The organism is Streptomyces sp. NPDC048370 (assembly GCF_043200825.1).
Taxonomy (GTDB): Bacteria; Actinomycetota; Actinomycetes; order Streptomycetales; family Streptomycetaceae; genus Streptomyces.
Genome location: NZ_JBICYI010000001.1, coordinates 589,211 through 607,827, shown reverse-complemented (window position 1 = coordinate 607,827; position 18,617 = coordinate 589,211). Strand labels below are relative to the sequence as shown.

The following is an 18,617-nucleotide window of genomic DNA, read 5'->3' as shown; positions in this document are numbered from 1 at the left end:
ATGACTGGCCCCGGGTATGGCTGGCCCCGGGCGTGGCCCGTCGCTCTACCAGGTCGGCGCCAGGGCCAGGAGGCGGTCCCGGACCAGGGTGACGTGCGGGTGGGCGGGTGTGCCGGGGCGCTGCGCCAGGTAGGCCGTGTTGATCGGCGGGTCGTCCGTCTCGTGGAGCGGGGCGAGGGCGCCGGAGGCGAGTTCGTCCTGGCAGAGGTAGCGAGGGAGGACCGTGAAGCCCGCCCCGCCGACGACCGCCGCGAGGACCCCGCGCAGATCGGGAACGGTGACGGCGGCCCGCCGGCTCAGGCGCTGGTCGAAGACATGGCGCCAGTAGCGGCGGGCGATGGGGAGGTCCTCGGCGTAGGTGATCAGGGGGACCCCGTGCAGCGCCCCCGGTCCCTCGGTGGTGACTCGGCCGCCGAGGCGCTCGGCCAGGGCCGGGGCGGCGACCAGGACGAACTCCTCGTCCAGAAGCGGCACGGCGGCCAGGGTCCTCCCACGCGGTCGTGAGGTGGCGATGACCAGGTCGTGCCGCCCGGCCCGCAACTCCTCCAGGAGGGGGTCCGTGAGGCCCGTGGTCACGCGGAGCTGCACGCCGTCCGCGACGAGCGGCGCGAGCGCGGGCAGCACCCGCGTGCAGAGGAGCTCGGCAGGTCCTGCCAGATGCACGGGGGAGGCCGAAACCTCCTCCGCCGGGTCGTGTCCGGTCGCCGCAAGCAGCGCGTCGAGCGGGCCGGCGACGCGCGCCGCCAGATCCTGGGCGTACGGCGTGGGGGCGACGCCGCGCGGCAGCCGCGCGAAGAGCGGGCGCCCCGACTGCCGCTCCAGCGCCTTCACCTGGGTCGTCACCGTGGGCTGGGAGATCCCGAGCAGGTGGGCGGCGGAGGTGAAGGAACCGGAGCGGTAGACGGCGAGGAAGGTCCGTACGAGGTTCAGATCGAGCGCCGAAGCACCCTGCGCCGGTTCACGGCTCGGCAGCCCCCGACCGGGAGCCGCGCGACCGGGCTCTTCCTCGCCATCCGATTCCCTATGCCTCATGGGGTCGAAGCGTAGCCTTCGCTATGGCTTCGGCCACCCGGGTCAGCCCAGCCGCTTGACCAGCTCCGCGGCGAGCGGGGCGGAGGAGGACGGGTTCTGGCCGGTGAAGAGGTTGCGGTCGACGACCACGTTCGGTGCCCACGGCTCGCCGACCCGGACGTCGACGCCCGCCTCGACCAGACGCGTCTCGAGGAGCCACTTCGCCTTGTCGGCGAAGCCCGCCTGAGCCTCCTCCGCGTTCGTGAACGCGGCGACCTCGTACCCCGCGAAGGCGTTCGTACCGTCCTCCTTCGTGGCGGCCAGCATCGCGGCGGGCGCGTGGCACACGACGGCGAGCGGACGGCCCGACGCGAGGGCGTCGACCAGGATCCGGCCGGAGACCGGGTCGAGGGCGAGGTCCTCCATGGGGCCGTGGCCGCCGGGGTAGAAGACGGCCGCGTAGTCGTCGAGGCGGACGTCCTCCAGGGAGATCGGGTGGCCGAGCTCGGTGATCGACGCGAGGGCGGCGGCCATCCTGTCGGCGCCCTCCTGACCGCCGTTGAACTCGGGCGCCAGGCTGCCTCGGTCGACGGTCGGAACGACCCCGCCCGGGGTGGCGACGACGATCTCGTGGCCGGCTGCCTTGAACGCCTCGTACGGGGCGACGGCCTCCTCCGCCCAGAAGCCGCTCGGGTGCTTGGTGCCGTCGGCGAGGGTCCAGTGGTCGGCGCCGGTCATCACGAAAAGGATCTTTGCCATGGTGGGTCACTCCGGGGGTGTCTCTGTCGTGGCTGACGTTCCGGAAACGACGCTAGGCCTGCCGCGAACAGGTTTCCAATGCGGAATCCAATGGCCGCGATCGGAACACCGATGGATTGGAGGGGAATACCGCGGGGCATGCGCTCTCGGCGCTCTCGGGGCTTGATGCCGCAGTGCTGGACGCCCACCACGTGCGCGGCGCGTAGCCCCGACTCTGCCACAGGGCCGAACGTGTCGTCAGGCCGTCTGGTGGGGCTGAGACCCCGGGATGCGGCCCGTGAAGAACAGGGCCAGGACGGAGGTGAACGCGAGGACGGCGAGGGCGGCGCGCAGTCCGGCGAGCCGGGCGTCGGCGTTCGCGTCGAGTGCGGCCTGCGTTACCTCCGGAGGCGTCCCCGCCTCGTCGAGGGCGCTGCTGAGCTGGGCGTCGGAGAGGAAGGGCACGCCGCTCTCCAGGCTGACCGTCGCCTGGCTCTTGACCTCGGCCGGGATCGCCGGGTTGTCCTGGACGCCGGCCAGGAACGAGGTCGTCAGCGAGGCGATCATGATCGAGCCGGCGAGAGCCGTGCCGATCGAAGCGCCGAGGTTGGTGACGGCGTTCTGCAGACCGCCGACCTCCGCCGTCTGCCGGTCCGGTACGGCGGACACGGTCACCGCGCCGAGCTGCGAGGCCAGGGCTCCCACCCCGAGGCCGACGAGCAGGAGCGGCACGGTCACGACCTCCGCCCCCGCGTCGGCGTCCAGAGCCACCATCAGCACCACCGCACCCGCGAGCAGCGCCAGGATCCCGAGCCGTACGACCCGCCGTGGCGACACCTCGGGGAACAGCTTGGGGATCAGGACGGCGGCGGCCAGCAGGGCCAGGGAGAGCGGCAGGAGCCGCGCGCCCGTCGCGAGCGCCGACAGACCGAGGGCGACGGAGAGGTACAGCGGTACGACGAAGAACATGCCCATCTGCACCAGGTACTGGAAGAAGAACATCGTCAGGCCGCCCGTGAGCCTGCGGTTCTCCAGCAGGGAGGGCGCGACGAGGGGCTCGCCGCCCCGCTTCACGAGACGGGCCTCCCAGCGCAGGAAGAGCCAGATCAGGAAGAGGCCCGCCAGCATCAGCCAGACGACCGGTGAGATTCCGAACCAGGCCGGCGCGTCGGGCTTCGGACGGAACCAGCCCCACTCGCCCGAGCGCAGCACGCCGAAGACGAAGACCCCGAGCCCCAGGGCCGAGAGGGCCGCCCCGAGGAGGTCGATGCGGGGGTGCTCGCCCGTCGGCGCGTCGGCGACGCGGCGGGCGAGGACCAGGATGCCGAGGACGACGAGGACCTCGCCGGCGAAGACCCAGCGCCACGAGAAGTACGTGGTCGCGATGCCGCCGATCAGCGGTCCGACGGCGACCGCGACGGCGCTCGCCGCGGCGACGAGACCGTACGCGGCGGGACGGCGTTCCGCGGGGAAGTTGCCCGCCACGAGGCCGACGATCGCGGGCAGGATGAGCGAGGCGCCGATGCCTTCGAGGAAGGCCCAGCCGATCAGGAGGACGGTCAGGTTGGGCGCGAGCGCGGTCGTCAGCGAACCGCAGCCGTAGATCACGCAGCCGATCATGAACGCGCGCCTGCGGCCGATCAGCACCCCCACCTTGCCGCCGGGGATCATGAACATCGCCATCACGAGGGTGTACGCCGTGATCGCACCCTGGATGCCGGTCACCGTCGTGCCGACGTCCTCGGCGACCGTCGCGATCGAGACGTTCATGACGGAGCTGTCGAGCGCCATCAGGAACTGCCCGGACGCGAGCGTCAGGAGGACGAGTCCGGCGGCTGCCGGAGCCTTCGGTGTGCCGTCGGCCGAGCCTGTTCGTTCTGCCATGGGCCCATCGTGGCCACGGCCCAGGCCCGGAGGGTCCGCGACGCGCCGCAGTGCGTACTGACCGCCGCACCGCAGGTCCCGGTGGCCACGGCACCGCAGGGCACGGCGGCCTGCGCGGTGACCGACGTGGTGGTCGGCGCGGTGCCGGTCAGACCCAGTTGACCTCCGCCCGCTGCAGGAGCGGGTCGTCGACCAGCTCCCAGAGGGGTACGGCGAAGTTGCCGAGCCGGTAGCGGCCGCCGAAGTGCAGGCCGAGGACGCGGTGGTCCGTGAGGTCGAAGACCGGGGAGCCGCTGTTGCCGCCGAGGGTCGAGCAGTCGTGCTTCATCACTCGCTCGCCCGAGGTGAACTCCGTCGCCGTGCCCGGTTGGAGGCGCTTGACGTTGTAGATGTCCATGAAGATCCGCCGCATCGACTCCGGCTCGTTGCGCCGCCCGTCCCAGGCCGGGTACCCGACCACGTACACCGGCCGTCCGGGCACGTCGGCGGGCGCGTCGGCGGCCACCGCGAGCGGGGTGGGCAGCGCGGCCCCGTCGGGCGGGGCGATCCGGAGCAGCGCCATGTCGACGTCCGGGTGGATGCCGAGGACCTCGGTCACCTCGTACGCGGGCGGCCCCGCCACCACGGGGTCCGTGGCCAGCTCCTCGCCCGGGTCGACCCGGGCCGACATGCCCTGCTGGAAGGACCAGCCCGCGTCCTCGGCGCGGCTGAACTCCACCGCCACGTGCCGATTGGTCATCACCGTCCGCGGACCCACCTGGAAGGCCGTACCGACCCAGTCCAGGCTCGGGTGGCCGGTCACCTCGACCCGGCCCACGCGCGCGATCGACTCGCGGATCGCGTCCCGCCCGGCCTCCAGGACGGACCAGTCGCCGTCCTGCACCCCGAAGTTCTGGCCCTGGACGAGGATCGCCGGCCTGCCCTCCAGGAGGACGATCGCCTCCACCCCGAAGTACTCGTCCTCGTCGATCTCGTCCGCGCGGTGCGCGGCCATCTTCTCAAGCCCCGCGACCCCCGCCTCCAGGACCCGGGCCCGCTCCTCGTGCGCGAAGCGGGAGATCTGGCCGGCCGGTGCCTCGTCCGGCGGCAGCTCCTCCGCCGACTCGGCGATCTCCGCCTCCAGGTTCCGGCGCACCCGCGCGGCGACACCCGCCAGGTCGTCGAAGACCCGCTCGGGATCGGTCGCGACCGGCGATCCGTACGCGTACCGCGTCGTCATCTCCCGCCACCTCCACCTCTCCGCTCGTCCTCACGCTCATGGCCATTTCTCACGCTCGTGGCTACTTCTCACGCCGACGTCCACCTCGGCGCTCACGCGGCCCACATGTGGGTCTCGGGTCCGGGCGCGGCCTGCGCGCCGGTGATCTCCTCGTACAACTCCGGTGCCGACTCCCGCAGATGGGCCAGGATCCGGCTCATCTGGGTGCCGACGTTCACGAACGCCGTCGTCCTGCCCTGGTAGTGCACCTCCTCGACCCGGCGGGTGCCGCGATGGAGCGCCACCACCGTCCAGTCGTCCGTGAAGACCGGCGAACCGGACGAGCCGCTGCGGGTGTCGGTGAAGTACCGCAGGTCCTGCTCGTCCGCCTCGAAGACCAGGTTGTTGCGCAGCGCCACCCGCTTGGGCTGCCCGCCGGGGTGCTGGATGATGTTCACCGCCACCGGCTCGGACCCCGTCAGGAGCAGCGGGGCGGTCGCCACGCGGAGCACCGGGCGGGGCGGCAGCCCTGCCGAGAGCCGCATCAGCGCGAAGTCGAGCGCCTCGTCCCAGGCGACGAGGGCGCCCGCCGTGGCCTCCAGGGTCTCCGCCTCGTCGGCGCCGTAGTCGAACCGCGAGCGGGAGTTGCGCACCTGGAGCTGGAGGTCGTCGTCGGCGACCCGGAGCCGTACCCCGGGCGAGCGCGTACGGGCGTTCACCACATGGTGGTTGGTGATCAGCAGCTCGGGTGCGATGAGCCATCCTGTGCCCGCGTGCGGGTAGGCGGGCTGGAGCGGTCGGCCCGACTCGAAGGGCGGGACCTTCAGCCGGGCCACCGACGCTCCGGCGAGGACGCCGCCCTGCAGGAACTCGAACGGCACCGTGTCGTCCCGGAAGATGATCTCCTCCTTGGTCTCGGCGGGCAGCGGCCCCGCGGGCATGTCCGGCTCCCCGGCGGCGTCCCGGGCGACGTCGTCCAGGGCGCGCTGGAGCACCGCGAGCGGAGCCGCGTCGACGGTCTGGGCGATCGCGTTGTGCAGCCAGACCTCCAGCGGAACCGTCCCGTCGATCAACCGCTCCACCTGGTTCATCATGTCCAGGTCGGAGTGCATCTGGCGCAGCGGACTGTCCATCGCCGGCAGGCTGGCCCGGAAGTGCGCGGTCGTGCCCGCGAACAGCAGCCGCCGCACCCCGTCCTCGGCGAGCCCGGCGTCGAGCGCCGCGTTGCGGACCCGTACGAGATCCTCGGCGGTGAGGTACGGCACTCCACGGACCGAGCCCTCGGCCGAGTCGGGCGGGGGCTGCGACCAGATGCCCCGGCCGTCCCCGCCGGTGGCGGGCTCCGTGGCGGGGCCGCGCGCCGGGGTGCCCGCGTCCATGGCGGCGGCGACCCCTTCGACCAGGTCACCGCTGCGGTCGCGGAGCATGAGCGTCTGCCAGGCGACGCTGTCCAGGGTCCCGCGCCCGCGCGCCTGGCGCAGCGCGTGCTCCACCTCTGCGCGCGTCATCCGGGCGGCCGTGTGCGGGATCGCGTGGCTGCCCGTCGACGTCCGCGTCGCCGTCGGCGTTCCCGGGGCGGGAGTCGTCCCCGGAATCGGCGCCATGCCCGAGGCGGGAGACGTCGTCGAGGGCGTCCCGGCCGCCGTCTCGAGGATCCGGGTCAGTGGTTCGCGCAGCTGCGGTTCGTCGGACATCGCCGTGTCGATCCAGCGGGCGAGGGCGTCGACCACCGCCTCGTCGTCGGCCGGCAGCCCCACGAGCCGCAGGGTGTGCTCCAGGAGCTGGGGATCGACCCGGGAGGCCGTGGCGGCCGCGGCCCGCGCCAGGGCGGGCTGCCGGGCCAGCTCCTCGTCCGGCATGTCCCGCAGCGTACGGGCGAGGCGTACGTCCATCTCGTCCGAGCCCTCGTCCGAGAGCGCCGCAAGGCGCGAGCGGGCCACCAGGACGCCCATGGACTCGTGCGCGAGGCCGAGCCCGGCCGCCACGTCCTCCGCCTCCTGGAGGTCGTGGTCGGCGTCCGTGAAGTCGCCCTCGTCCTGGGCGAGCCGCGCGGAGATCTGGAGCAGCTCGAGCCGGTTCTTCGCGCACCCCGCCTCCTCCGCCAGGTCCACGGCCCGCTCGGCGGTCTCCCGCGCCTCCGCGACCCGCCCGGAACGCGCCAGGGTCTCCACGAGCAGCCCGTGCAGCCTGCTGCACGGAGTCCAGGGCCGGCGCTCGGCCAGCCGGTCCACGGCCGCCTCCACGTACCCCTGGGTGAGCAGGTCCTCGACCTCGCGCGCGGCGATCCGCTCCCAGTCCTCCTGGTCGGCCTCGGCCATGATCCGGTCCGGTACGTGTCCGCCGAGCTTCCCCAGCAGGAAGGCGGCCGAGCGGGGCGGCATGTCGCGGTCCGCGCCGACCAGGTACGGGGCCACGCCGGACTCCCAACGCCGTTCCACCGCACGGGGGTTCTGGCCGAGCCTCAGCCGGTGGTAGATCTCCTCGGCCCGCGCGGCGGGGCCCTCGCGGGCGGCGTAGAACTCGATCGCGCGATGGTCGACGGCACTCATCAGGTCCGTTCGCGCGCTGTCGGAGAGCCGCAGCATGATCGAGCGCAGATCCGCCCGGTGCCGTACGGCCTGCGGCCCCGCCGACTCCATCAGGTCGAGGCGCGAGACCAGCCGGCCGAAGAGCGTACGGGCCTCCTGCGCCGAGTCGATCTCCAGACCGGCCGCTTCGGCGAGGACGTCCCGGACCAGCTCCGGGGTGATCACCCGAAGCGCCAGACCCGCCTGGACGAGGGCACGGACGGCGTCGTCCGCGATGTGCTTGAGGATGCGGTCGTACAGCGTGCCCTGGATGAGCATCTGGTCGACCTGGTGGTGGAAGTACCGGCGTCGCGAGGGCAGGCTGGTCAGCAGGTCGCCGAGCGACTCGGAGCCGGCGCCCAGCAGGACGGTGGTCCGTGCCGCGAGTTTCAGGCTGAGCGGATGGCCGCCGATCCGGTCGACCAGGTCCCGGGCGACGGTCTCGTCCTCGACCCCGCAGGACATCAGCAGGTCGAGGGAGGCCTGCTGGTCCAGCTCGGCCAGCTCCATGGTGCGCGGCGCGAGCACCTTGGCCGGGTGGTCGATGGGGGCGCGTCCGGAGACGAGGAACCGCAGCCGGGGGTACGCGGCGCGCAGCGCCGTCCAGATGGACCACATCCGGGCGATGACCGGGGAGCCCCGGTACTGGGCCTCCTCGAAGGAGTCGTAGGCGATCACCAGCGGCGGGTCGTCCTCGCCCGCCGGTGTGTCGACCGCCTCCGCGACCAACTCGGCCACCTGTCGGGAGAGTTCCTGCTCACGGGCGCTGGCCCGGGAGTGGAATCCCGCCGAGTAGTCGCGGCCGAGGGTCGCGCGGGTGGCGGACAGCTGGTACAGCTCGTCGAGCTGGTTCCGTTCGCCCCGCTGGGAGGCCGCGGTCTCCTCGCACTCGTCGGCGAGTGCGTCGAACGCGGCACGGTGGGCCGGGTACTGGACCCCGAGCTGGCGGGCGATCTCGGCGAGCACGGTGGAAGGCTCGTGGATCGAGAGCGTCGGGCGCTCGAAGTCGATGAACGCGAAGGGGAATCCGGCGGGCGATTCGCGGAGGCTCTCGACGAGGAAGGTGGCGATCAGGGTGCTCTTGCCGATGCCGCCCACGCCGTGGATGAGGACGGGCGGCTCGGCGGGTTCGGAGGGCAGCGCGATGTACGCGCGCAGGGCGTCGAGTTCGCGCTGCCGCCCGTGGACCGGGCCCTCGATCAGCCGCTCCAGGGGTTCGAGCAACCGTGCCCGCTCCAGGCGGTGTTGAACGTCGTCGACCTCCGGCAGCAGGCCGACCGTGCCGGGGATGAGGCGCAGCCGAAGGACGGCCCGCAGGGTGTCGCAGAGCTCCTCGACGCCCAGCGTGCCGAGGTCGGCAGGCGCGCCGGACAGCAGCGCGAGCGCGGCGCGTTCGGTGCCGGCTCCGACGTGGCCCGGACAGCCGGGGCCGTCGCAGGGCTCGGCCCCCGCGGCCCCGGCGACGTCATCCGTGCGGGGCGCGGCGGGCTCGACGGACTCGGCGGGACGGCCAGGATCACCTGGCCCGCCCGGAACTCCCGGAACTCCCGGAACTCCCGGATCACCCGGACCGCCGGGAACGATGCCGAGCGTCGCCTCCAGGGCGCGCCGGGCGGCCTCCGGTCCCGCGAACGCGCTCAGCGTCTCCTCCCGCACCTCCCGCTTCAGGGCCCAGGTCTGCGCGGCCAGCGCGGTGCAGTCGTCGACCAGGGCCAGCGCGGCGCGCCCGGTCGGGGCGCTCTCGCCGGGCAGCAGCAGCCGGGCGGGGTCGAACTCGTCCAGGAGGCAGGCCGCCTCCCGGTAGGCCCTGCGCAGCTCCGGCAGCGTGGGTGCGGTCGGCGGCGGCTGGTCGGCCGTGCTCTGCATCGCCTGCTGGAGCTGCTCGGGGGCGTCGTCGCCGGGGGCGAGGGTGCGGGAGAGGCGTACCGCCTCCTCCGCCGCCGTGCAGATCCGGCGCATGTAACTGTCCGTGGAATCGGCTGTGTCGACCGCGCGCAGCACCCCGGTGACCGCCACCTCCACCAGGCGCGCGAGTGTCGTGGGGTCCTGCGTGGGCCGCTCCTCGGTGAAGAACTCCCGGAAGAACCCGTGCAGATCGTCCTCGGTGACCACCCGCGCCGTGTCGCGGCACTCGTTCTTCCGTATGTCGTACGGGAGTTGACGCATCGTGGGGGAGTAGCCGAGCAGTACGAGCCGGGGTACGGCGTCCTGCCGCACCGGCGTGTGCTCGTACACGGCGAGGGCGAGCTTGCCGACGCAGTCCCAGACGTCCGAGGTCGGGTCGAGCTTGTCGCACTCGTCGAGCACCAGCCAGAAGCGCTCCTCGGCGGCCGTCGCCCAGCTGACGATCCGGTGCACGGCGTCGTCGATCGAGGGCAGTGGATCGTTCAACTGTGTGGGATTCAACGGCGACCGGTCCGCCCCGGGTCCCGCGACGTAGTCGGTGAGCCGCTCCAGGAGACGGGCCGCCGTCGTGGTCCGCGAGAGGGTGATCCGTACCGGACGGAAGCCGCAGTGCTGCCCGAGATGGCGGATCAGACGGTACGAGTACGAGCGCCCGCTGTCCGGCACGCCGTCCACCACGAGCACCGTCTGCTCCGGGTCGGCGACGAATCCCCGGAGCTTCTGGCGCAGCTCGGCCCGGTCGATGAACACCTCGGTCCCGTTCGAGAGCACCAGCGTGTCGAACGGGTCGCGCGCCGAGCGCAGCAGCTCCTCGTCCTCCCGCAGCCGACTCAGGAGGCTCCGCGCCTCGGCGTTCCCGGCCGCAGTGAGCGCGTCGAGCCCGGTCAGGATGGAGACCAGCGCGCGCTGATGGGCGATGTCCCTGCGCGCCGCACCCACCACCAGGCGCGCGTTCGCGTCGCGGTCCGGGGTGAGCTCGAGACCCGCGACGAATTCCGGTGAGAGCCCGGCGCCCCGCAGCCGGGTGGAGGGATCCGGGGTGTCGAGGAGGTACTCACGCACCCAATTGGTGACGAGTCCCCACTCCGTATCGGTGAGCGGCATACCGCACCTGCCCGGCGGTCCCGGCTTTCCCTGACTCACATCGTTTCACCGGGCGGGGGAGGTGGCAAACGGGCGACGGCCGGGCCGGCGGCGCACACACTCGCCGCCGCCCGGCCCGCTCCCGGTCAGTTCTGCAGGACGATGTCGTCGAAGGACTCCAGGCGCCGCCAGCGATCCTCCGGCGCCCGGAACGGCGGCATCAGATCGACGTCCGGCAGCGGTCCGAACTCCAGCTCGGTGAGCTCCGCGACGTCCGAGACCGGCACCTGGAACGTCCGGAACGGCCCGAGCGGCGGCGGCGCCCCCGGCTTCGCCCCGGCGAGCGCCCGCTCCGCGTCACGGCTCAGATCGGGGCTCTGGTCGAGGATGTACGCGGTCGAGGCCAGCGCCCCGTCCTGCATGAACGCGGCCACCTTCCAGAAGCGCAGCGGCACCTGGATACCCCGGTAGGGCGGGTCGGACTCGTGCAGCACCGGGCCCGTGAGCACCGTCAGGCGCCGGTCGAACTCGGCCGCGTGGTCCAGGAGATGGTTCTCCAGGCCCTGCCAGAGCTGCTTGCCCTGGTTGAACACGTCCGACTGCGGCGCCGCGTTCGTGTAGTGGAAGGTGTCGGTGTTGGCCCGGCCGGCGACCGATGCCGTGCCCCACACCGGATCGAGCCGGCGCACCAGATGGCCCCGGTCCAGACTGTTGTTCCGGTAGACGTCGTTGCCCGTCTGCTGCTCATCGGGCAGCCGCGGGTCGAACTCCCAGACGTCGTCCCGGGGTACGTCCTCGACGAGCTGTGCGCCCTCGATGCAGACGGCGGTCGAGGCGGCGAGCCGCCGGTCGGGGCGGAAGACCACCGTGAAATGGGTGTACGGCAGGATCACCGTCTCCGTCGCGGCGCGCACGGGCAGGGGCAGCGGCACGATCGGGCCCAGGAAGTCCTCGGCGTAGCCGGTGCGGTCGGCGAGCGAGTCGTTGCGCGGCCCGCCCGGGCGCGGATGCGGCGGAGAAGGCGAGGGATCGGTCGGTTCCATACGATGTAAGTACCGCGCATGAAGGGTCGCGCTCGGCACCGGGCCACAGGCCACTCGAACAGCCGCCCCCGGTGCTCCCCTCCCCACACAGTTCAAGGAGGCACCCCATGCCCGCCGGACTCTCCGTCCACGTCGGACTGAACAAGGTCGACCCCGGCCAATACGAGGGCTGGGACGGCGCCCTCCTGGCCTGCGAGAACGATGCCCGGGACATGGCCGCCCTGGCCCGCGCCGCGGGCTTCTCCGACACCGTCCTGCTCACCCCCGACGGGACCGTCGACCAGGTCACCGCCGCGCTCCGCGAGGCCGCAGGGAGACTCGGCCCCGGCGACATCCTGCTCTTCACCTACTCGGGCCACGGGGGTCAGGTACCGGACACCACGGGCGACGACGATGAGGCGGACGACCTCGACGAGACGCTCGTGCTCTACGACCGCCAGTTCCTCGACGACGAGGTGAACCGGGAGCTGCGGGCCTTCGCCGACGGCGTCCGGATCGTCGTCCTCCTCGACTGCTGCCACAGCGGCACCGCCATCGAGGTGCCGGGCGAGGTCCGGCCGGAGACCGGCATCCGCATGATGCCCCTCTTCCGGCAGCAGGAGATCTACGCGCGGGACCAGAGCTTCTTCGAGGACCTGCAGCGCTCCCTGGCGAAGGACTCCCCGAACGGGGAGGCCACCGAAGCGGCGGCCCTCCTGATCTCGGGCTGCCAGGACAACCAGTTCTCCATGGACGGCGACGTCAACGGAGCCTTCACCGCGGCCCTCCTCGAGGTCTGGAACCAGGGCGCGTTCCGCGGCGGGTACCGCTCCTTCCACCGTGCCATCCAGAGCCGGCTGCCCACCACCCAGAGCCCCAACCTCTACACGACGGGAACCCCGGCCCCCACCTTCCTGCGTGAGCGGCCCTTCACGGTCTGACCGTGCGAGGCACCACGTCCGACCGCGCGAGGCACCACCGAACCACTCAGCGGTGCCCGGCGACTCGACCGAGCGCGGCGACTCAGCCGAGCGCGGCGACTCGACCGAGCGCGGCCACTCAGCCGCGCAGCGCCGTCGCCAGCTGGGCCCGCGAGCGGACGTCCAGCTTCTGGTAGATCCGGGTGAGGCGCGCCTCGACCGTCTTCACGCTCAGATACAGCTTGGCCGCCGCCTCCTGGTTGCTGGCACCCTGCCCGACCAGGTGGGCGAGCCGCAGCTCGGCGTCGGTCAGGGAGGAGAGCGCCGGCAGGGCGTCCTCCCCGGCCGGGGTCTCGCGCGTCAGCGCCAGCCAAGGAGCCGCCCCCGCCCGCTCGAAGACCGTGGCCGCGGCCTGCAGCGCGCTCTGCGCCGCCGAGCGGCGCCTGCGCCTGCGCTCCACCCGGGCCAGCGCGAAGAGCGCCCGCCCGTGCTCCAGCGGCAGCCCCGCCTCCGCGAACCGCTCGGCCGTACCGGTGAGCAGCTCCGCCGCCTCGTCCGTCCGCCCGCACCCGGCGAGGTACAGGGCGTACGCCCGGTCGCAGCCCAGGAGCACGGTCGTACGGCCCAGGCCCTCCGCGACCGGACGCACCTCGGCCAGCAGCTCCACCGCCTCCTGCGCGGCGTCGTTGGCGAGCAGCGCCTCGGCCAGCTCCTCGTGCCAGCGCAGCATCGACGGATCGACCGTCGACTGCGCCCGCTCGTTCGTCTGCACCCGGCGCAAAGTCTCCAGGGCCGAGGCGACGTCCCCGTTGGCCAGCTGGACCCGCCCGAGGGCGTAGAGGCTGCGGGAGAGGAAGACCCGGTCGCCCTCCTCCTCCGAGGCCTGGACGCTCCGCCGGGCGTAGCTCGCGGCCCGTGCGAAGCTGCCGCCCGCCGTCTCCGCGAGCGCCAGCGTGTACCAGGCGGGCCCGGGCGAGAGACCCGCCTCCAGGGTCAGCGCGAGCGACTGGCCCGCGTGCACCAGCGCCGCCGGGCAGGCCCCGATCCGCGACTCGATCGCGGCGAGCGTGGAGAACAGCTCGATGGTGTCCTCCACCGAACCGCGCCGCTGCACCAGCGGCAGCAAGGCGTTCACCTGGTCGCGGGCGTCGACGAGCCGGTCGTCGAAGAGCGCGTGACGGATCGTCAGGATCTGGGCGGCGTTACGGATCCCGAGCGGACGCTCGGCCATCTCCAGGCCCCGGGCCTGCGCCAGGACCGACTCCGCGTCCGACGCCCCGAGCGCCCGGTCCATCCGCGCCTGTACGGTCAGGGCCTGCGCCGCCGTCCGCGGATCGCCCACCGAGGCGGCCAGCGCGGCCGATTCGACGGCGGCGGCCCGCGAGCGCAGCGGATCCCCGTCCGCCAGCACGTACTTGACGGCCAGTCGGAGGAGCACCCCGGCCCGCAGCGCGGTGTCGCCCTCGGAGTCCTCCATCGCGTGCACGTACATCTCGTCCAGGCCAGTCAGCCCCTGACCCGCCGTGTCCAGGACGGCGAGCCGGGCCCGTACCCGGTCGGACGGGGACGCGTCACGGGCCAGCAGGTCGGTCGCGGCCCGCATCGCGAGGTCCGCCCGCGCGGCCCGGGCGGCCTCCTCGGCCGCGTCCACGAGCCGGGTGATCCGCTGCGCCGCGTGCCGGACGGGCGTCGACTCGGCGGCGAGCAGGGCCAGTTCGGCGGCGAGCGCGCTGTTGCCCCGCCGCCGCGCGAGATCGGCGGCCGAGGCGACCTCGGCGGCCAGCGCCTCGTCGGGGATGTCGGTGGCGAGGGCCCGGTGCCGTACCGCCTCGACCGAGTCGTCCACGACCCCGGCGAGCGCCGCGTGCCCGGCGCTGCGCTCCGCCCAGCAGGCGTCGTGCACCAGGGTGGAGGGGAGCAGCCCGGCGGTGAAGGCGACCGTGCCGTCCTCGGCGAGGGACACCAGGTCGGCCCGCTCGGCGGCGGCGAGGTCCGCCTCCGCGTTGGGCCGCCCGGCCCGCCGTATCAACGCCGCCGTGGGGCGCAGCGCGAGCGCGGCGAGCAGCAGCGTCTCCCGTACGGCGGGCGGCGCGGTGCCGAGCAGCTGCCGCGCCAGATCGCGGGCCCGGCCGGACAGGGTCAGGGCCTCGGCGTGGTGGACGGGGGTGCGTGCGTCGGCCAGCGAGCGGCCCACGGCGAGCGCGAGACGCGGGTTGCCGCCGCTCGCCTTGTGGATGCGGCCCGCCATCCGGGACGGCAGCCGGTGGTGGATGAGGAGTTCGGCGATCTCGTCCGCGTGCAGCGGCGGCACGAGCAGGATGTCGGCCTCCGAGGGCACCCAGAGCCGGGTGTCGTGGCCGTCCTCGGAGCCGTACGCCTCGGGGGTCTCCACCGCGATGACGCGCAGCGCGGGCGGGGCCAGGTGGAGGGCGAAGCGCAGCAGGTCGGCGCTGTCGGCGTCGATGTGCTGCACGCCGTCGACGACGAGCAGGGCGGGGCCCCGGGCGGTGAGGGCCCGCAGGATCTGTGCGATGCCGAGGCGCAGGGCGATCGGGTCCCAGCCGCCGTCGTGCAGCGGCGCCTCCCGGCAGAGCATCGCGACGGCGGTCCGCTGGGGCCCCGGCAGCCCGTCGAACACCCCGGACGCCAGGTCGGTGCGCGGCGCGGGCACCCGTGGCTCCCCGGCCCTGGCCTTCGTCTCGGCCGGTCCCGTGGGGTCGGGGAGCCCCGGCCAGGTCACCGTCGCCGCCGCCGAAGCGACCAGGGCGGCGGCCGCCGCGCCCGGTATCTCGCGGTCGGCCGGCAGGGTGGCCAGCCAGAGGACCGTCTCGCCGCGGGCCTCGGTCCGCGTCGCCTCCGCGAGGGCGACCTCGGTCTTGCCGACGCCCGCGGTGCCCGTGAGGAATGCCCGGCCCCGCGAGTTGAGTACGCGTTCGAGTCGGGAGAGCAGTTCGTCCCGGCCCACCGGCGACGGATCTCCGCCCACGCCCGTGGGGCGCAGCGGGACGTGCGGCGCTGTCGTCACCTGTCCACCCCCTCCGGCACTCGGGCCCGGCCCGTGAGCCCCGTGGGGCAGAGAATACGGAGCGTACCGGCGCAGTCCAGGCCCGTTGTCCGGCATACGGACAGGGCGCCCCGGTCCCCACGCCAGGACGCGCCCGTGGTGTAGACCACGAGCGCGTCGCTGACCAGCAATGATGCTGTTGTGGGGGGTGGTTCAGGTGGGCCTAGAAGGTCAGGTTCCACGAGTTGATGTAGCCGGTGTCACCCGTGGCCACATCGCGGACCTGAAGCTTCCAGGCGCCGTTGGCGACCTCGCTCGACGCGTCGACCGTGTACGTCGTCACGACGTCGTCGGCGCTGTCCGAGCCGGAGGAGGCCTTCAGGTTGCGCACCGTGCCGTCGGGGGCGATCAGGTCGATGACCAGGTCCCCGCGCCAGGTGTGCTTGATGTCCACGCCGACCTTGAGGGCGGCGGGGGCGTTGCCGGTGCGGCCGGTGACGGAGATCGTCGACGACACGGTGGTGTTGTCGGCGATCGTGACGTCGGTCGCGTTCGTGAAGACGGTGCCCGTGGGCGGCGTCGTGGTGGTGACGGCGTTCACGGTCTTCGTGGCGTCGGCGATGCCGGTTCCGCAGCCGCCGGTGCAGGTGCCGGGCAGCGGGCGGGCGTTGGCCTTGATCGCGGACTCGATCTCGGCCGGGGTGAGGCTCGTCTTCGCCGACTTGAGCAGCGCGGCCAGGCCGGCGATGTGCGGCGCGGCCATCGAGGTGCCCTGGTAGGGCGCGTAGTTCTCGGTCGACTGGGTCGTCGCGCCGGAGTTCAGCGTGGAGAGGATGCCGTTCTGCGGGGTGGTGACGGTGCCCGGCGTGTCGGTACCGCGGCGGGTCTCGCCGCCCGGTGCGGCCACGTCCACGATGGAGCCGAAGTTCGAGTAGAACGAACGGTTGCCCTCGCGGCTGGTCGACGCCACGGTGATGACGTTCGCGCAGTTCGCGGGGGTGAAGCCGGAGGTGTTGGCGTTGCTGTTGCCCGCGGCGACGACGACGGTGGTACCGCGCGAGACGGCGCCGTTGATCGCGGTCTGGTAGACGCTCGGGCAGGTGGAGCTCGCGCCGCCCAGGCTCAGGTTGATGACCTTCGCCGGGGTCGCGTTGGCGGCGATGCCCGGCACGGAGCCGCCGGACGCCCAGGTGATGGCGTCGGCGATGTCGGCGGAGGAGCCGCCGCACTTGCCGAGCACACGCACGGGCTGGATCTTCGCGTTGTACGCGATGCCCGCGATGCCCTTGGTGTTGTTGGTGACCGCACCGATGGTGCCCGCCACGTGGGTGCCGTGCCAGGAGGAGTTGGAGGCCGTGGAGCCGAGGCCGCACTCGTTGGCGGTGGCGTTCCAGTCGCCCTCGTCCTTGGCGTTCGCGTCACGGCCGTTGCCGTCGCGGGCGTCCGCGGAGTCGGAGATGAAGTCGTAACCGTTGACGACGTTGGTCGCCAGGTCCGTGTGGGCCGCGTAGCCGGTGTCGATCACGGCCACGGTGACGCCGGAGCCGGTCGTCTTGTCCCAGGCGGTCGGGACGTTCATGCCGCCGGTGGCCTCGAAGAGGTCCCACTGCTTGGCGTAGTCGGTGTCGTTCGGGGTGACCGCCATCGCGTAGGCGCGGATGTCGGGCTCGACCGAGGCGACCTGAGGGTCGGCGCGGAACGCGGCCATGACCTCGTTGACGTCCTGCTTGCTGGCGCTGCCGCCCAGGTCGACAAGGGCGGCACCGCCGGCGAGGCGGCGCTCGAAGGCGAGCTTCTCGCCGGTCGCGGCGCCCTTGGCGACCGCGTCGCTCTTGGCCGCGTCGTTGGAGCCGGCCTCGGCGGTCTTGGACTTGTAGGTGACGATGACCTTCTCGACCGGAGCGCTGGGCAGCGCGGTCATCGCCTGTGCGGCCGGAGCCGGCTTCGGAGTGACAGCGGCCGGGGCGGCGGCGAACGCCCCGGATGTGGCAGCGGCGCCGACGATCGCGGCACTCGCGACCACGACGGATATGACTCTCCGCCTGGAACTGTTCAAGGTGTTCCCTTTCAAGCACGACGTAGGTGCGGAGCAGTGGCGGCGGCGCGGGAGCCACGGGGCGAAGTGGGGTTGCCTTCCGTCGGTCCCTGGGCTGGGGGGCCCGTGCGCCGCCACCGGCGACGCGACGGCCCGGGTCAAGGCCGCCACCGGCGGACACTACCCACCGCTCCACATGGACCTGACAGTCGGGTGGACCGGAGGGTGGGATCTGCCGGTGCGGCAGACAGTAGGGAACGACGAGATGAACCCGATACGGGGAAAACCCTTGTCGCCCCCCGAGGGGGGTGGGGGAGGGCAGGGGAGTGCGCGCGAGGGGGCGGGGGGAGAGTGGGGAGGGTGTCGGCGGGGAAGGGGGCGGGGCGGCAGGCCGCCCGATGGCGGTGGGGCGTTCAGATCGAGGCGTCGGCTGCGGCGTCGAGGCCAGGGTCGGGGTCGGCGGCGGCGTCGAGGTCGGGGCCGGCGCCGTCGGTCGGCGAAGGCGGTACGGCGCACGGACGCAGGACCATCAGCGCGTCTTCCGAGGTCGCCACCATGGCGAAGGGGAAGCGGTCGAGCTCAAGACAGAGCGCGACGTCGTCAGGGTGGGAGCCTCGACGCACACCCGAAGTCAGCTCGGCGGCGGCACGCGAGTCGGCGGCGCGGCGGAGGAACTCGGCGGCATTTGCCCCGGCTTCGACGGTTTTCCGGGCGATGTACTGAGCGCACGCGAGGTCTTCCTCGGCCTGCCCGTCCTCGCCGGTGACCACGAACGTGACGCTGTCGCTCCCGCGTGCCCGCAGGAGCCGAGCCGTCGCATCCGCCACCACGAAGCTTGCGCACAGCACCAGCGGTGCGTCCTTGACCGCAAGGGCGCCGACCGTCCCTGCCGTGGTCTTCTGCACGACGGTCCGTCCGCCGAGGTCGGCGGAGCGCAGCAGACCCGGCGAGTTGACCATGTCGAACCCGGGCGCGGCCGCTCCGTCCTTGAGCGCCGCCCACCCCGGGTGGCGGGCCTTGAGCGCCAGTGCGTCGGCCTGGGACTCGGCGAGAACGATCTTCTCCGCGCCTTGGGCGAAGGCCCAGGCGGCCACGGTGAATGCGCGCATGACGTCGACCACGACCGCCACGGAAGGGGTCTCGGTCAGTTCGGCGATGCCAAGAAAACGAGCGTCCATGCCACTCATGGTCGCGTACGCCTTTCCCTCGGCCTCAATGTCCGGAATGCGGCCACGGAGAACACGGAGGAC

At 73.0% G+C, this 18,617-nt stretch carries 11 protein-coding genes; 2 read left to right on the top strand and 9 right to left on the bottom strand.

Annotated elements, in window-relative coordinates:
• Window positions 1–45: 45 nt before the first annotated feature.
• The 3 genes from ACGFYP_RS02560 to ACGFYP_RS02550 form a co-directional block, all read right to left on the bottom strand.
• Complete coding sequence (locus ACGFYP_RS02560; RefSeq protein WP_393485534.1) at window positions 46–1,032, bottom strand: LysR family transcriptional regulator; 987 nt, start codon at window positions 1,030–1,032, stop codon at window positions 46–48.
• A 42-nt stretch (window positions 1,033–1,074) separates the two neighbouring features.
• Window positions 1,075–1,770 carry a type 1 glutamine amidotransferase domain-containing protein gene (locus ACGFYP_RS02555; protein WP_393485532.1) on the bottom strand — a complete coding sequence of 232 codons (696 nt, stop codon included), beginning with the start codon at window positions 1,768–1,770 and terminating at the stop codon, window positions 1,075–1,077.
• A 237-nt stretch (window positions 1,771–2,007) separates the two neighbouring features.
• Window positions 2,008–3,633, bottom strand: a complete 1,626-nt coding sequence (locus ACGFYP_RS02550; protein WP_393485530.1) for an MFS transporter — start codon at window positions 3,631–3,633, stop codon at window positions 2,008–2,010.
• Between the two features lie 9 nt (window positions 3,634–3,642).
• Between ACGFYP_RS02550 and ACGFYP_RS02545 the strand changes: the two genes are divergently transcribed.
• Window positions 3,643–3,795, top strand: a complete 153-nt coding sequence (locus ACGFYP_RS02545) for a hypothetical protein (protein ID WP_393485528.1) — start codon at window positions 3,643–3,645, stop codon at window positions 3,793–3,795.
• Here ACGFYP_RS02545 and ACGFYP_RS02540 read toward each other — a convergent pair.
• From ACGFYP_RS02540 to ACGFYP_RS02530, 3 genes are all read right to left on the bottom strand, one after another.
• Complete coding sequence (locus ACGFYP_RS02540) at window positions 3,782–4,852, bottom strand: trypsin-like serine peptidase (protein ID WP_393485526.1); 1,071 nt, start codon at window positions 4,850–4,852, stop codon at window positions 3,782–3,784. The genes ACGFYP_RS02545 and ACGFYP_RS02540 overlap by 14 nt on opposite strands.
• A 92-nt stretch (window positions 4,853–4,944) precedes the next feature.
• A complete protein-coding gene (locus ACGFYP_RS02535) occupies window positions 4,945–10,407 on the bottom strand; it encodes a trypsin-like peptidase domain-containing protein (protein ID WP_393485524.1) in 5,463 nt (1,820 codons plus the stop codon).
• Window positions 10,408–10,532: 125 nt separating this feature from the next.
• A complete protein-coding gene (locus ACGFYP_RS02530; RefSeq protein WP_393485522.1) occupies window positions 10,533–11,429 on the bottom strand; it encodes a DNA/RNA non-specific endonuclease in 897 nt (298 codons plus the stop codon).
• A 107-nt stretch (window positions 11,430–11,536) separates the two neighbouring features.
• On the opposite strand from ACGFYP_RS02530, the gene ACGFYP_RS02525 reads away from it, so the two are divergent.
• Complete coding sequence (locus ACGFYP_RS02525; RefSeq protein WP_393485520.1) at window positions 11,537–12,349, top strand: caspase domain-containing protein; 813 nt, start codon at window positions 11,537–11,539, stop codon at window positions 12,347–12,349.
• A 118-nt stretch (window positions 12,350–12,467) separates the two neighbouring features.
• On the opposite strand, the gene ACGFYP_RS02520 is transcribed toward ACGFYP_RS02525, so the two are convergent.
• The 3 genes from ACGFYP_RS02520 to ACGFYP_RS02510 form a co-directional block, all read right to left on the bottom strand.
• Window positions 12,468–15,353, bottom strand: a complete 2,886-nt coding sequence (locus ACGFYP_RS02520) for an AAA family ATPase (protein WP_393485518.1) — start codon at window positions 15,351–15,353, stop codon at window positions 12,468–12,470.
• A 202-nt stretch (window positions 15,354–15,555) separates the two neighbouring features.
• Window positions 15,556–17,253 (bottom strand): S8 family serine peptidase, encoded by a 1,698-nt coding sequence (locus tag ACGFYP_RS02515; RefSeq protein WP_393486015.1) that lies wholly within the window; start codon window positions 17,251–17,253, stop codon window positions 15,556–15,558.
• A gap of 527 nt (window positions 17,254–17,780) precedes the next feature.
• Window positions 17,781–18,545 (bottom strand): 2-phosphosulfolactate phosphatase, encoded by a 765-nt coding sequence (locus tag ACGFYP_RS02510; protein ID WP_393485515.1) that lies wholly within the window; start codon window positions 18,543–18,545, stop codon window positions 17,781–17,783.
• Between the last annotated feature and the right edge of the window lie 72 nt (window positions 18,546–18,617).